Annotated in this window: 14 protein-coding genes; 9 read left to right on the top strand and 5 right to left on the bottom strand. The window is 64.1% G+C overall.

Annotated features, from left to right (window positions below):
- Window positions 1-157: 157 nt before the first annotated feature.
- Window positions 158-715 carry an L-threonylcarbamoyladenylate synthase gene (locus E6B08_RS00495; protein WP_136912296.1) on the bottom strand — a complete coding sequence of 186 codons (558 nt, stop codon included), beginning with the start codon at window positions 713-715 and terminating at the stop codon, window positions 158-160.
- Between the two features lie 44 nt (window positions 716-759).
- Window positions 760-1,857 (bottom strand): DNA-processing protein DprA, encoded by a 1,098-nt coding sequence (dprA, locus tag E6B08_RS00490; protein WP_136912295.1) that lies wholly within the window; start codon window positions 1,855-1,857, stop codon window positions 760-762.
- Window positions 1,858-2,063: 206 nt separating this feature from the next.
- On the opposite strand from dprA, the gene def reads away from it, so the two are divergent.
- From def to E6B08_RS00465, 5 genes are read left to right on the top strand one after another with little or no spacing between them, the layout of a single operon-like run.
- Window positions 2,064-2,570, top strand: a complete 507-nt coding sequence (def, locus tag E6B08_RS00485; protein WP_051097836.1) for a peptide deformylase — start codon at window positions 2,064-2,066, stop codon at window positions 2,568-2,570.
- 60 nt (window positions 2,571-2,630) lie between these two features.
- Window positions 2,631-3,563: a methionyl-tRNA formyltransferase gene (gene fmt, locus E6B08_RS00480; RefSeq protein ID WP_136912294.1), complete on the top strand. Its 933-nt coding sequence runs from the start codon at window positions 2,631-2,633 to the stop codon at window positions 3,561-3,563.
- A complete protein-coding gene (gene rsmB / locus E6B08_RS00475; protein ID WP_136912293.1) occupies window positions 3,560-4,870 on the top strand; it encodes a 16S rRNA (cytosine(967)-C(5))-methyltransferase RsmB in 1,311 nt (436 codons plus the stop codon). Before fmt ends, rsmB begins: the two co-directional genes overlap by 4 nt.
- A gap of 22 nt (window positions 4,871-4,892) precedes the next feature.
- Window positions 4,893-6,266 carry a Trk system potassium transporter TrkA gene (gene trkA / locus E6B08_RS00470; RefSeq protein ID WP_136912292.1) on the top strand — a complete coding sequence of 458 codons (1,374 nt, stop codon included), beginning with the start codon at window positions 4,893-4,895 and terminating at the stop codon, window positions 6,264-6,266.
- 11 nt (window positions 6,267-6,277) lie between these two features.
- On the top strand, window positions 6,278-6,586 hold the full coding sequence (locus E6B08_RS00465) for a tetratricopeptide repeat protein (RefSeq protein WP_136912291.1): 309 nt from the start codon (window positions 6,278-6,280) through the stop codon (window positions 6,584-6,586).
- 123 nt (window positions 6,587-6,709) lie between these two features.
- Here E6B08_RS00465 and E6B08_RS00460 read toward each other — a convergent pair whose 3' ends face one another.
- Both E6B08_RS00460 and E6B08_RS00455 read right to left on the bottom strand, forming a co-directional pair.
- Window positions 6,710-7,597 carry a lysophospholipid acyltransferase gene (locus E6B08_RS00460; protein ID WP_136912290.1) on the bottom strand — a complete coding sequence of 296 codons (888 nt, stop codon included), beginning with the start codon at window positions 7,595-7,597 and terminating at the stop codon, window positions 6,710-6,712.
- Between the two features lie 41 nt (window positions 7,598-7,638).
- Window positions 7,639-8,190, bottom strand: a complete 552-nt coding sequence (locus tag E6B08_RS00455) for a DNA-3-methyladenine glycosylase I (protein WP_136912289.1) — start codon at window positions 8,188-8,190, stop codon at window positions 7,639-7,641.
- Window positions 8,191-8,273: 83 nt separating this feature from the next.
- Between E6B08_RS00455 and glyQ the strand changes: the two genes are divergently transcribed.
- The 4 genes from glyQ to E6B08_RS00435 all read left to right on the top strand — a co-directional run bounded on the left by glyQ (window position 8,274) and on the right by E6B08_RS00435 (window position 12,635).
- Window positions 8,274-9,221: a glycine--tRNA ligase subunit alpha gene (gene glyQ / locus E6B08_RS00450; protein ID WP_060479092.1), complete on the top strand. Its 948-nt coding sequence runs from the start codon at window positions 8,274-8,276 to the stop codon at window positions 9,219-9,221.
- Window positions 9,218-11,272, top strand: coding sequence for a glycine--tRNA ligase subunit beta (gene glyS / locus E6B08_RS00445; RefSeq protein WP_136912288.1), 2,055 nt, complete (start codon window positions 9,218-9,220; stop codon window positions 11,270-11,272). Before glyQ ends, glyS begins: the two co-directional genes overlap by 4 nt.
- A gap of 3 nt (window positions 11,273-11,275) precedes the next feature.
- Entirely contained in the window at window positions 11,276-11,803 is a 528-nt protein-coding gene (gene gmhB, locus E6B08_RS00440; RefSeq protein ID WP_136912287.1) for a D-glycero-beta-D-manno-heptose 1,7-bisphosphate 7-phosphatase, read from the top strand.
- A gap of 61 nt (window positions 11,804-11,864) precedes the next feature.
- The gene (locus E6B08_RS00435; protein ID WP_136912286.1) at window positions 11,865-12,635 is read left to right on the top strand and encodes a lysophospholipid acyltransferase family protein; all 771 of its coding nucleotides are present in this window, start codon (window positions 11,865-11,867) and stop codon (window positions 12,633-12,635) included.
- A 314-nt stretch (window positions 12,636-12,949) separates the two neighbouring features.
- Here E6B08_RS00435 and E6B08_RS00430 read toward each other — a convergent pair whose 3' ends face one another.
- A complete protein-coding gene (locus E6B08_RS00430) occupies window positions 12,950-14,569 on the bottom strand; it encodes an MFS transporter (protein ID WP_136912285.1) in 1,620 nt (539 codons plus the stop codon).
- Window positions 14,570-14,626 lie beyond the last annotated feature (57 nt).

Genomic DNA, 14,626 nt, shown 5'->3' with positions numbered 1-14,626 from the left:
GAAGGGATTGTTAGGACATTTCCCAAGCTTCAGGCCGGACAGCCATTCGAAACAGAAACATCTGCCGTACAAGGCTAGTCAGGCCTGAACGGCACCGAAACCGGATAATCGCGCTGAATATGTATCGCGAAACGAGGGCAAAGCCCTCGCAGCCGTATCACCCCGGACGCACGACCTCGCCGGTCGCCAGGTTACGAATCACACTCGGATTCTTGCGCCCCCCCAGCGCCCCACCCAGCACCAGGTCCAGCTCGCCGTGGAAATACTGCTCGACCCGCAACCGGGTCTTCGCCGCCGGGCGCCCGCCTGGGTTGCACGACGTCGAAATCAACGGCCCCACCAGTGCGCACAGCTCGCGCACCAGCGGATGATCGCTGACCCGCAGGGCGACAGTGTCATGCTCGCCCGTCACCCACTCCGGCAACAGGTCCTGGTGCGGCACCAGCCAGGTATTGGGCCCCGGCCAGGTGCTGCCCATGCGGTCGATCCAGTCGGTGGGGAAGTCCTCGAAGAGGAAATCGAACTGACGGATGTTGTCGGCGATCAGGATCAACCCTTTATCCACAGGCCGCGACTTGAGTGCCAGCAAGCGATATACCGCATCCTCGTTCCATGGGTCGCAGCCCAGGCCCCAGACCGCTTCCGTCGGGTAGGCGATGACTGCGCCCGCCCGGATCTCACGTGCGGCTTGTTGCACACGAAAACTGCTTACCATGTTGTGTCTCTCCACCTGTAGACCTTGCTTGAAGCGCAGTGTACTTAGCCGACGCGGGCAAACCAACGCCCGGCGACATTGCTGACTCGGCCTTCGAGCTCCAGCTCGGTCAGCTGCGCCAGCACCTCGGCCAGCGGCCGCTCGCTGCAGTGGGCCAGGTTCTCGCTAGTCTGTGGCGCGGCATGCAGCAGAGCAAGCAGGGGATGCGCGGGTTTATCCACAGCCGCCGTCGGCAGATTCTGCCAACCTTGCAGGCTGTCGAGGATCTGCCCGACGTTTTCCACAAGCAGTGCGCCGTCACGGATGAGCTGGTGGCACCCCTTGGCTCCCGGGTGATGAATCGAGCCGGGCAAGGCATAGACCTCGCGCCCCTGTTCGGCCGCCAGGCGGGCGGTGATCAGCGATCCGCTGGCCAGGCCCGCCTCCACCACCAGCACCCCCAACGACAGGCCACTGATGATGCGATTGCGCCGAGGGAAGTTGCCCGGCAGTGGCCCGGCATCCAGCGGATACTCGGAAACCAGCGCGCCACCGTTGTCGATCATCGCCCTGGCCAACTCGAGGTGGCGCTGTGGATAAAGTTTTTGCAGCCCCGTGCCAAGCACCCCGACCGTACTCCCCCCGGCCTGCACAGCTGCCCGATGAGCGGCGCCGTCGATACCCAGGGCCAAGCCGCTGGTGATGGTGAACCCGGCCTGGGCGAGGTGCCGGGAAAAGGCCTTGGCGGTATCCAGCGCCGTAGGTGAAGCACGCCTGCTGCCCACGATGGCCAGTTGCGGTCGCTCGAGCAAAGCCGGCTCGCCAGCGACGAACAGCAGCGGTGGTGGGTCGTCGATCTCTGCCAGCAGGGCCGGGTAGCCGGGGCCGTCCCACATCAGCAAATGCTGGCCGGGACGCTCTAACCAGGCCATTGCAGCCAGGGCGCCGTCACGCACCTCAGGGCAGCGGCGGGCATCGATGGCGGCCTGCGGCATACCCAGGGAGCGCCAGGCACTGGCCGGCGCGCTGAGCGCCGACGAGGCACTGCCGAAGGCCTGGATCAAGGTGGCAAAGCGACGCAATCCCACCTCTGGAAGGCGGTGCAGGCGCAAACGCGCCTCGAGTTCGGCAGGCGGACAAGGCGACGAATGGTGAGTCGGCATGGGGATCATCCTTGATCGAAACAGGGCCATCGACGTGGCACAAGCTGTGGATAACTTTGTGGGTAACAGTTTGAAAAGCTGTCCATCGATTGGCAGCTATCACGCCCATAGACACCCTAGTCGAGCTTGCCAGGTGCCGAAATCCTCGATTCCCTTTATTATGTGTGTTCAGTTTTCAACCGAACGCACAGTGACTGCCTGACCTTATGGCCATTTTGAACATTCTCGAATTCCCGGACCCGCGCCTGCGCACCATCGCCAAACCGGTGACGGAGTTCGACGACGCCCTGCGCCAGCTGATCGACGACATGTTTGAAACCATGTACGAAGCCCCTGGCATCGGCCTGGCCGCGACCCAGGTCAACGTGCACAAGCAGGTCGTGGTCATGGACCTCAGCGAAGACCGCAGCGAACCGCGGGTTTTCATCAACCCCACGGTCGAGGAGCTGACCCACGACATGGGTCAGTACCAGGAAGGCTGCCTGTCGGTACCGGGCTTCTACGAGAACGTCGATCGCCCGCTGCGGGTCCGGGTCAAGGCCCAGGACCGCGACGGCAAGCCGTACGAACTGGAGTGCGAGGGTCTGCTGGCGGTCTGCGTGCAGCACGAGTTCGATCACCTCAACGGCAAGCTGTTCGTCGACTACCTGTCGCAACTCAAGCGCGACCGGATCAAGAAGAAGCTGGAAAAGCAGCACCGCCAGCAAGCCTGATCCCCACCTGCCAGAAGGCTTGCTCCGGCAAGCCTTTTTCTTTTTTGAAGCGAGAACTCCATGCGCATCGTCTTTGCAGGCACTCCAGAGTTTGCCGCCGAACACCTCAAGGCCCTGCTCGACAGCCCCTACGAGATCGTGGCCGTCTACACCCAGCCCGACCGCCCCGCCGGCCGTGGCCAGAAGCTCATGCCGAGCCCGGTCAAGCAGTTGGCCGTGGGCCATGACATCCCCGTGCTGCAGCCGCCGACCCTGCGTAGTGCCGAGGCCCAGGCCGAACTCGCCGCACTTGCGCCCGACTTGATGGTGGTGGTCGCCTACGGCCTGATCCTGCCCCAGGCGGTGCTGGATATCCCGCGCCTGGGTTGCATCAACAGCCACGCCTCCTTGCTGCCACGCTGGCGCGGCGCGGCGCCGATCCAGCGCGCCGTCGAAGCGGGCGATGCCGAGAGCGGCGTGACCGTGATGCGCATGGAGGCGGGCCTGGATACCGGCCCCATGCTGCTCAAGGTGACCACCCCGATCAGCGCCGAGGACACCGGCGGCAGCCTGCACGATCGCCTCGCCGAGATGGGCCCGCCCGCCGTGCTGCAAGCCATCGCCGGCCTGGCCGACGGCAGCCTGCAGGGTGAAGTGCAGGACGACGCCCTGGCGACTTACGCGCACAAGCTGAACAAGGACGAGGCACGCATCGACTGGAACCGCCCGGCCCTCGAACTGGAGCGCCTGATCCGCGCCTTCAACCCGTGGCCGGTGTGCCACAGCACCCTCGACGGCGAAAGCGTGAAGGTGCTGGCCGCCAAGTTGTCCACAGGCAAGGGCGCACCGGGCGAAATCCTCGATGCCAGCAAGGACGGCCTGGTCGTCGCCTGCGCTGATCAGGCACTGAGCCTGAGCCGCCTGCAGCTGCCGGGAGGCAAGGCGCTGAACTTCAGCGACCTGTTCAACAGCCGCCGCGAGAAGTTCGCCGCTGGCAAGGTACTGGGCCAATGAACCCACGTCTCGCCGCCGCCCGTGCGCTGGCCGCCGTCCTCAGCGGCAAGGCCTCGCTGAACAGCTCGCTGCCCGCGCAACTGGACAAGGTCGACGAGCGCGATCGCGGCCTGACCCAGGACCTGGCGTTCGGCACCGCCCGCTGGCAGCCACGCCTCGACCTGCTGGCCGCGCAACTGCTGCAGAAGCCGTTCAAGGCCGCCGACGCCGATGTGCAGGCATTGCTGCTGGTCGGCCTGTACCAGCTGTTCTACACCCGTATTCCGGCCCACGCCGCCATCGGCGAGACCGTCGGCTGCGCCGACAAATTGAAGAAACCGTGGGCCAAGGGTCTGCTCAACGCCGTGCTGCGTCGTGCCCAGCGTGAAGGCGAGGCATTGCTCGCCGACATGGAGCGCGACCCGGTGGTACGCACCGCCCACCCACGTTGGCTGCAAAAGGCACTGAAGGCCTTCTGGCCGGAGCAGTGGGAAGCCATCTGCGCCGCCAACAACGCCCATCCGCCGATGATCCTGCGGGTCAACCGCCGTCATCACAGCCGCGACGCCTACCTGGCCCTGCTGGCCGAGGCAGGTATCGACGCCAGTGCCTGCCAGTACGGCAGCGACGCCATCGTCCTGGCCCAGGCCTGCGACGTGCGCGGCCTGCCGGGCTTCGCCGAGGGCTGGGTGAGCGTGCAGGACGAAGCCGCGCAACTGGCCGCCGACCTGCTCGAACTGGCCCCCGGCCAGCGTGTGCTCGATGCGTGCTGCGCCCCCGGCGGCAAGACCTGCCACCTGCTCGAAGCCGAAGCCGGCCTGGCCCACGTGGTGGCCATCGACCTCGAAGCCAAGCGCCTGGCCCGCGTACGCGAGAACCTCGACCGCCTTCAGCTCGACGCCGAACTGATCGCCTGTGATGCCCGTGACACCGCAAGCTGGTGGGATGGCAAGCCATTCCAGCGCATCCTGCTCGACGCGCCATGCTCGGCCACCGGCGTGATCCGCCGCCATCCGGACATCAAGCTGACGCGCCAGGCCGACGACATCCCGGCCCTGGCTGCGCTGCAAGGCGAATTGCTCGATGCCCTGTGGCCGACCCTGGAGGTGGGCGGCATGCTGCTGTACGCCACGTGCTCCAGCCTGCCGACCGAAAACACCGAAGTGATCGATGCCTTCCTGGCCCGCACCCCGGGCGCCCGTGAACTGGACCTGGCGACCGACGCCGGCCTGCGCCAGCCCCACGGTCGCCAGTTGCTGGCCCAGGAAGGCGGCCACGACGGCTTCTACTATGCCAAGCTGATCAAGATCGCCGCCTCGCGCGGGTAAGAACCAAGGTAGGGAGTAGCGGATGAAGATCATCATCCTCGGCGCAGGGCAGGTAGGCGGGACGCTGGCAGAACACCTGGCCAGCGAAGCCAACGACATCACCGTGGTCGACACCGACGGCGACCGCCTGCGCGACCTCGGCGACCGTCTCGACATCCGCACCGTGCAGGGCCGCGGCTCGCTGCCCACGGTGCTGCGCCAGGCCGGTGCCGACGACGCCGACATGCTGGTGGCGGTGACCAACAGCGACGAGACCAACATGGTGGCCTGCCAGGTCGCCTACTCGTTGTTCCACACCCCGACCAAGATCGCCCGGGTGCGCGAGTCTTCCTATCTCAGCCGCGAAGAGCTGTTCGACAACGACCATATTCCAGTGGATGTGCTGATCAGCCCCGAGCAGGTGGTGACCAACTACATCAAGCGCCTGATCGAACACCCAGGTTCGCTGCAGGTGATCGACTTCGCCGAGGGCAAGGCCCAGCTGGTGGCGGTCAAGGCCTACTATGGCGGCCCGCTGGTGGGCCAGCAGCTGCGCCAGATCCGCGCCCACATGCCCAACGTCGACACCCGCGTGGCGGCGATCTTCCGCCGCGACCGGCCGATCACGCCACGCGGCGACACCCTGATCGAAGCCGACGACGAAGTGTTCTTCATCGCCGCGCGCAAGGACATCCGCGCCGTGATGGGCGAGCTGCGGCGCATCGACGAGACCAACAAGCGGGTGGTCATCGCGGGCGGCGGGCAGATCGGCGAGCGTCTGGCCGAAGCCATCGAAAGCCGCTACCAGGTGAAGATCATCGAGATGAGCCCGGCGCGCTGCCGCTACCTCTCCGACACCCTGGAAAGCACCGTGGTGCTGCAGGGCAGCGCCTCGGACAAGGACCTGATGCTCGAAGAGAACATCGCCGATGCCGATATCTTCCTGGCCCTGACCAACGACGACGAGGCCAACATCATGTCCTCGCTGCTGGCCAAGCGCCTGGGCGCGCGCAAGGTGATGACCATCATCAACAACCCGGCCTACGTCGACCTGGTGCAGGGCGGCGAGATCGATATCGCCATCAGCCCGCAGCTGGCCACCATCGGCACCTTGCTCGCCCACGTGCGCCGTGGCGACATCGTCAGCGTGCACTCGCTGCGCCGTGGCGCGGCCGAAGCCATCGAGGCGGTGGCCCATGGCGATGCGAAATCGAGCAAGGTGGTGGGCAAGGCCATCGAGGACATCTCGCTGCCACCGGGCACCACCATCGGCGCGATCATCCGCGACGAGCAAGTGCTGATCGCCCACGACGACACGGTGATCGAGTCGGGCGACCATGTGATCCTGTTCGTTGTGGATAAAAAGCATATCCGCGACGTGGAGAAGCTGTTCCACGTAGGTTTGAGTTTCTTCTAGGAGAACACGGCATGCGCGAATCGCTGGAGAAGATGCTGGCCAAGGGTGTGGATAACCCACTGCTGCGCTTTGGCCTGGGCAAGGCCTGGCTGGATGAGGGCAACGGCGCCGAGGCCGCGCAGCACCTGGCGCGCTGCGTGGAGCAGGACCCGAAGTACTCGGCGGCGTGGAAGCTGCTAGGCAAGGCGTATCAGTTGCAGGGCGACCTGGCGCAGGCGCGCAAGGCCTGGGAAGACGGGATCGTGGCAGCGCAGGCCCATGGCGACAAGCAGGCCGAGAAAGAGATGGCGGTGTTCCTCAAGAAGCTCGATAAAGCCTGAGATGGCCGGGGCTGCCTCGTAGCCCATTCGCGGGCAAGCCCGCGCCCACAAAGGTCCTGCATACACCGATCAATGTGGGAGCGGCCTTGTGTCGCGAATGGGGCGCAAAGCGCCCCCAAAATCTCAATACCAGCGCGCCTCACCCTCCGGCCGCTTCTTGAAGCGCTTCATGCTCCACATGTACTGGCTCGGGTACTCGCGCACATAACGCTCGACCACCTTGCTCATGGCCGCCGCCGATTCGGTCACGTCGGTGCTGTACATCGCTTCCGGCGCGGCCTCCAGGAACACCTTGAAGCCCGACCCATCGGGCAGGCGCAGGGCATGCAGGAACACCCCGACGGCTTTGCCACCGGCCAGCATGTTCGGCACGAACTTGCTGGTCAGCGCCTGGGTGCCGAGGAACGGCACGAACACCCCGGCCGATTCCGCCGGCTCCGGATCGGCAGGAATGCCCACCTGGCCGCCGCGGCGCACTTCCTTGATCACGCTGAGAATGCCTTCCTTGGTCGAGGGCGCCACGCGGTTGCCCATCTGCACGCGCTGCTCGCGCAGCAGGTCATCGACCGCCTTGAGCTTGGGCGGGCGGTAGAAGATGATCGGCTTGCACTGGCTGCAATAGAAGTGGTTGAGCACCTCCCAGTTGCCCAGGTGGCTGGTGATGCCGACCACGCCCTTGCCCGAGGCCAGGGCCTGCTCTAGCACCTCCAGGCCGTGTACCTCCTTGACCAGCTCCAGCGACCGCTGCGGCGGCCAGATCCAGGCGCAGGCGCTTTCGGTGAACGACTTGCCGATGTCCTTCAATGCACGGCCAACCAACTGCTCGCGTTCGACCGGATCCATCTCCGGGAAACACTTGGCCAGGTTGATGCGCACCACGTCGCGCGAGCCGTTGGGGACTTTCCACATCAGCCAGCCGATGCCGGCGCCAACGCGCTGCACTGCGCCCCAGGGCAGCTTGGCAAACAGACGCAGCACCCCGACCATCAGGGCGCCCTTGAACTTTTCCACAGGCGGATTCCTTATTTCAGCAAGGCGCGCATTGTACCCTTTCAGCGCGCCAGCGCGGCGTAGCGATCACAGTCGATGGTATGGTCCATGACCATGCCGGTGGCCTGCATGAAGGCGTAGCAGATGGTCGGGCCGACGAAGGTGAAGCCGGCCTTGCGCAGCGCCTTGCTCATGGCCTTGGCCTCGTCGGTGACCGCCGGCACCTCATCGCGGCCCTTGAAATGGTTGACCTTGGGCACGCCGCCGACGAACGACCAGAGCCACTCGGCGGGGTTATCCACAGCCAGCCAGGCCTGCGCGTTGCGGCGCACGGCATTGAGCTTGAGGCGGTTGCGGATGATCCCGGCATCGAGCATCAGCTCGGCGATCCGTTCGTCGCTCAACTGCGCCAGGCGCACCGGGTCGAAGCCGTGCAGCACCTGGCGATAGCGCTCCCGTTTGCGCAACACGGTGATCCAGGAAAGGCCGGCCTGGAACCCTTCGAGCAAAAGCATCTCGAACAGCAACGCCGGGTCACGCTGTGGCGTTCCCCACTCCTGGTCGTGGTAGGCCTGGTACAACGGATCGTCGGTACACCAAAAGCAGCGTGGCATAAGGCTCCAATGAGTAGAGGGCGAGGCGAATCAGGTTATACTCCCGCTCTTTACATCCGCATCCCCAGATACAGGTGAATTTCGTGAGCCAGCCTACGCCAGCCGTGCGTACCTTCCAAGACCTGATCCTCGCCCTGCAGAACTACTGGGCCGAGCAAGGTTGTGTGGTGCTTCAGCCCTACGATATGGAAGTAGGCGCCGGCACTTTCCATACCGCTACATTCCTGCGCGCCGTCGGCCCGGAAACCTGGAACGCCGCCTATGTGCAGCCTAGCCGCCGCCCTGGCGACGGCCGGTATGGCGAAAACCCCAACCGCCTGCAGCACTACTACCAGTTCCAGGTGGTGCTCAAGCCGAACCCGGCCAACTTCCAGGAGCTGTACCTCGGCTCGCTGAAAGCCATCGGCCTGGATCCGCTGGTCCACGACATTCGCTTCGTCGAAGACAACTGGGAATCGCCGACCCTCGGTGCCTGGGGCCTGGGCTGGGAAATCTGGCTCAACGGCATGGAAGTGACCCAGTTCACCTACTTCCAGCAGGTCGGTGGCATCGAGTGCTACCCGGTCACCGGTGAAATCACCTACGGCCTCGAGCGCCTGGCCATGTACATCCAGGGCGTCGACTCGGTGTACGACCTGGTCTGGGCCGACGGCCCGTTCGGCAAGGTCACCTACGGCGACGTGTTCCACCAGAACGAAGTGGAGCAGTCGACCTACAACTTCGAGCACGCCAACGTCGAGAAACTGTTCGAGCTGTTCGACTTCTACGAAAGCGAAGCCAACCGCCTGATCAAGCTGGACCTGCCGCTGCCGACCTATGAAATGGTCCTGAAGGCGTCGCACACCTTCAACCTGCTCGATGCTCGCCGCGCCATCTCGGTGACCGAGCGCCAGCGTTACATCCTGCGCGTGCGTACCCTGGCCCGGGACGTAGCGCAAAGCTATCTGCAAGCCCGTGCACGCCTGGGCTTCCCGATGGCCACCCCTGAACTGCGTGACGAAGTGTTGGCGAAGCTGGAGGCTGCACAATGAGTGCTCAAGATTTCCTGGTAGAACTGGGCACCGAAGAGCTGCCACCCAAAGCCCTGGCGAGCCTTGGCGACGCCTTCCTGGCGGGCATCGAGAAGGGCCTGCAGGCCGCCGGCCTGAACTACACCGGCAAGCAGGTGTACGCCGCACCGCGCCGCCTGGCGGTACTGCTGCGTCAACTCGACGTGCAGCAACCCGACCGCAGCATCAACATCGACGGCCCGCCCATGCAGGCAGCGTTCAACGCCGAAGGCCAACCGACCCAGGCCGCGCTTGGTTTTGCCAAGAAGTGCGGGGTGGATCTGTCCGAGATCGACCAGAGCGGCGCCAAGCTGCGCTTCTCCCAGCACATCCCGGGCAAGGCCACCGCAAGCCTGCTGCCGACCATCGTCGAGGACTCGCTCAACGACCTGCCTATCCCCAAGCGCATGCGCTGGGCGGCCAGCCGTGAAGAGTTCGTGCGCCCGACCCAGTGGTTGGTGATGTTGCTCGGCGACCAGGTCGTCGACTGCACCATCCTCTCGCAGAAGGCCGGCCGCGAGTCCCGTGGCCACCGCTTCCACCACCCGGAAAATGTGGTCATCACCACCCCGGCCAACTATGCCGACGACCTGCGCAAGGCCTATGTACTGGCCGACTTCGCCGAGCGTCGCGAGCTGATTTCCAAGCGCATCGCCGAGCTGGCCCTGCAGCAGGAAGGCAGCGCCATCGTGCCGCCGGCACTGCTCGACGAAGTGACCGCGCTGGTCGAGTGGCCGGTGCCGCTGGTGTGCTCGTTCGAGGAACGCTTCCTCGAAGTGCCGCAGGAAGCCTTGATCACCACCATGCAGGACAACCAGAAGTACTTCTGCCTGCTGGACAGCGAAGGCAAGCTGCTGCCGCGCTTCATCACCGTGGCCAACGTCGAGAGCCGTGACCCCAAGCAGATCGTGCAGGGTAACGAGAAGGTCGTGCGCCCGCGCCTGACCGACGCCGAGTTCTTCTTCAAGCAAGACAAGAAGCAGCCGCTGGAAACCTTCAACGAACGCCTCAAGAACGTGGTGTTCCAGGCCCAACTGGGCACCGTGTACGACAAGGCCGAGCGCGTTTCCAAGCTGGCCGCGTTCATCGCCCCGCTGATCGGCGGCGACGCCCAGCGCGCGGGCCGTGCCGGCCTGCTGTCGAAGTGCGACCTGGCCACCGAGATGGTCGGCGAATTCCCCGAGATGCAGGGCGTTGCCGGCTACTACTACGCGATCAACGACGGTGAGCCGGAAGACGTCGCCCTGGCCCTGAACGAGCAGTACATGCCGCGCGGTGCCGGTGCCGAACTGCCGCAGACCCTGACCGGTGCCGCCGTGGCCATCGCCGACAAGCTCGACACCCTGGTCGGGATCTTCGGCATCGGCATGCTGCCGACCGGCAGCAAGGACCCGTATGCCCTGCGCCGTGCTGCGCTGGGCGTGCTGCGCATCCTGATCGAGAAACAGCTGGACCTGGACCTGACCACCGCGGTCGAGTTCGCGGTCAAGCAGTACGGTGCCAAGGTCAAGGCTGCCGGGCTGTCCGAGCAGGTGCTGGAATTCGTCTTCGACCGCCTGCGTGCGCGCTACGAAGACGAAGGCATCGATGTCGCCACCTACCTGTCGGTACGCGCCCTGAAGCCGGGCTCGGCCCTGGACTTCGACCAGCGTGTGCAGGCCGTGCAGGCTTTCCGCAAGCTGCCGGAAGCCGAAGCCCTGGCTGCGGTGAACAAGCGCGTGTCGAACCTGCTGAGCAAGGCCGAAGGCGCCATCGCCGACCAGGTCGAGCCCAAGTACTTCGACAACGCCAACGAGTTCTCCCTGTACTCGGCCATCCAGCAGGCCGACCAGGCCGTGCAACCGATGGCCGCCGCTCGCCAGTACAGCGAATCGCTGGCTCGCCTGGCAGCCCTGCGTGATCCGGTCGACGCCTTCTTCGAGGCGGTGATGGTCAACGCCGAGGACGCCAAGGTCCGCGCCAACCGTTATGCCTTGCTCAGCCGCCTGCGCGGCCTGTTCCTGGGCGTGGCCGACATTTCGCTGCTGGGGTAAGCCTTGAAACTGCTGATTCTCGACCGTGACGGGGTGATCAACTACGACTCCGACGCCTACATCAAGACGCTGGAAGAGTGGATCCCGATCCCTGGCTCGGTCGAGGCCATCGCGCAGTTGAGCAAGGCCGGCTGGACGGTGGCAGTAGCCACCAACCAGTCCGGCATTGCCCGAGGCTACTACCCCCTGGCAACCCTCGAGGCCATGCACGCGCGCCTGCGCGCGCTGGTGGCCGAACAGGGCGGCGAAATGGGCTACATCGTGCACTGCCCGCATGGCCCGGACGACGGTTGCGACTGCCGCAAACCCAAGCCCGGCATGCTGCGGGCGATTGCCGAGCACTATCACGCCGACCTGCGCGGCGTATGGTTCGTCGGCGACAGCAAAGGTGACCTGGAGGCCGCCCTGGCCGTCGGTGCACAACCCGTGTTGGTGAAAACCGGCAAGGGCGAGAGGACCCTGGAAAAAGGCGTTCCCGAATCTACACTGATTTTCGACGATCTGGCGGCTATCGCCAGAGAACTAATTTAAATAGTGCGCCGTTTGGCGCACGTTTCTTCAGGCGGGCGCGCCCGCAACGGTACATGCCACTATGTCGATCCTGCAGGCGATCAGAATCTTTCTTTTTTACCTGCTGTTGGGCACCAGCTCCTTACTGTGGTGCTCCCTGAGCTTCTTTATCGCGCCGTTCCTGTCGTTCCCCAAGCGCTACACGTTCATCAACGTTTACTGGTGCCGCTGCGCGTTGTTCCTCGTGCGCACCATCCTCGGCATCGACTACAAGATCACCGGTGCCGAGAACGTGCCGAATGAACCCTGCGTGATCCTGTCCAACCACCAGAGCACCTGGGAAACGTTCTTCCTTTCCCAATACTTCTCGCCGTTGAGCCAGGTGCTCAAGCGCGAACTGCTGTACGTGCCGTTCTTCGGCTGGGCCATGGCCATGCTGCGGCCGATCGCCATCGACCGCGACAATCCCAAGGAAGCCTTGCGCCATGTGGCCAGCAAGGGCGACGAACTGCTCAAGCAAGGCATCTGGGTGCTGATCTTCCCAGAAGGTACCCGCGTGCCGTTCGGCACCGTGGGCAAGTTCTCCCGCGGCGGTACCGCCCTGGCGGTGAACGCTGGGCTGCCGGTACTGCCGATCGCCCACAATGCCGGCAAGTTCTGGCCCAAGACGGGCTGGGGCAAGCGTTCGGGGACCATCGAGGTGGTGATTGGCGAACCGATGTATGCCAACGGCACCGGGCCACGCGCCATCGCCGAGCTCAACGACCGTGCTGCCGCCTGGAACGAAGCCACCCAACGGGCCATGGGTTCGTTGCCACCGGTGAATGAAAATCCCGAAGAACAGATTGCTTGACGATCTGTGGATAACTTGTGTGCAATTTTGGGATGGAATGCCTGGATCTATAGATAACTCATTGAATTAGTTATTTATTTCCTTGTATGAATTTTTTTGGAAAATCGTGCATAAGTTTTTTCGGGGCATAAGAAAACCGGCTTTTACAGCCGGTTTTTTTATGTCGGTTCGTCAGCGCTTCGCCGATTGTGTGGGAGCGGCCTTGCGTCGCGAAAGGGCTGCGAAGCAGCCCCGGATTTCAGCCGTGTCGCATATTCTGCCGGGGCCGCCTTGCGGCCCTTTCGCGACACGAGGCCGCTCCCACACAAAGCCCTTCAGACCTTGTCGATATCCACATCCTTGGTTTCTTTAAGGCAGAAGATCCCTACCACCAGGCTGATGCCGGTCACCAGCACCGGGTACCACAGCCCGTAGAAGATATCCCCGGTGTACACCACCAAGGCGAACGACACCGTCGGCAGGAAGCCACCGAACCAACCGTTGCCGATGTGATAAGGCAGGGACATGGAGGTATAACGGATGCGGGTCGGGAACAGCTCGACCATCACTGCCGCCAGCGGCCCGTAGGTCATGGTCGCGATCAGGATCATCGCCACGATCAGCACCACCACCATCACCTGGTTGACCTGCGCCGGATCCGCCTTGGCCGGGTACCCGGCCTGCTCGATGGCTGCGCGCATGGCCGCTTCATCGAAGCCATTGATGCTGGTTTCGCCAATTTTCACCACCACGTCGCTACCGGTGGCATTCACCGAGCTGTAGGGCAGACCCTGCTTGACCAGGAAGGTCTTGACCTTGTCGCACGGGCTGTCGAAGCGCGCCTTGCCTACCGGGTCGAACTGGAAGGTGCAGCCTTGTGGGTCGGCGCTGACCACGATCGGTGCCTGACGGCTGGCCGCGTCGATCTGCGGGTTGGCGTAGTGGCTCAGGGCCTTGAACATCGGGAAGTAGCACACGGTGGCCAGCAACAGCCCAATCATCAGGATCGGCTTGCGGCCGATGCGGTCGGACAACCAGCCGAAGAACACGAAGAACGGCGCGCCGATCACCACACTGATGATCAGCAGGGTATTGGCTTGCGCCGCGTCCATCTTGAGCATCTGGGTGAGGAAGAACAGCACGTAGAACTGCGCGGTGTAGAAGGTCACGGCCTGGCCGGCGTTGATGCTGAACAGCGCGGTGAGCACCACCTTGAGGTTAGGCCACGACGTGAACGATTCACGGATCGGCGATTTGCTGACCTTGCCCTGGGCCTTCATTTTCACGAACGCCGGCGACTCGTGCATGCTCATGCGGATCCAGGTGGAAATCGCCAGCAGGAAGATCGACAGTAGGAACGGCAGGCGCCAGCCCCAGGTTTCGAACTGATCGCCGCTTATATAGCGGCTGGCCAATACCACCAGCAGCGACAACAGCAGGCCAAGGGTGGCAGTGGACTGGATGAACCCGGTGTGGAAGCCGCGTTTGCCGGGTGGCGCATGCTCGGCCACGTAGGTCGCCGCGCCACCGTACTCACCGCCCAGGGCCAGGCCCTGGAGCATGCGCAACACCACCAGGATGATCGGTGCGGCGATGCCGATGCTGGCGTAGGTGGGCAGCAGGCCGACCGCGAAAGTCGACAGGCCCATGAGCACGATGGTGATCAGGAAAGTGTACTTACGCCCGATCATGTCACCGAGGCGGCCGAACACCAGCGCCCCGAATGGCCGCACCAGGAAGCCGGCGGCAAAGGCCATCAGGGCGAAGATGAAGGCGGTGGTGTCGTTCACGCCAGCGAAGAACTGCTTGCTGATCACCGCTGCCAGCGCGCCATAGAGAAAAAAGTCATACCACTCGAAAACAGTCCCGAGGGATGACGCGAAAATGATCTTGCGCTCTTCGCGACGGCTGGAGCTGCTGGCCGTCGCACCCTGCTCTTGGATGTAATCCGACATCGTTGCTGTCCTCGGCCCGCAGGCCACAGTGATTATTCTTGTTGTTCCACTGTCGGC

The organism is Pseudomonas putida (assembly GCF_005080685.1).
GTDB lineage: Bacteria > Pseudomonadota > Gammaproteobacteria > Pseudomonadales > Pseudomonadaceae > Aquipseudomonas > Aquipseudomonas putida_V.
This window is presented reverse-complemented; position numbering and strand designations above follow the sequence as displayed.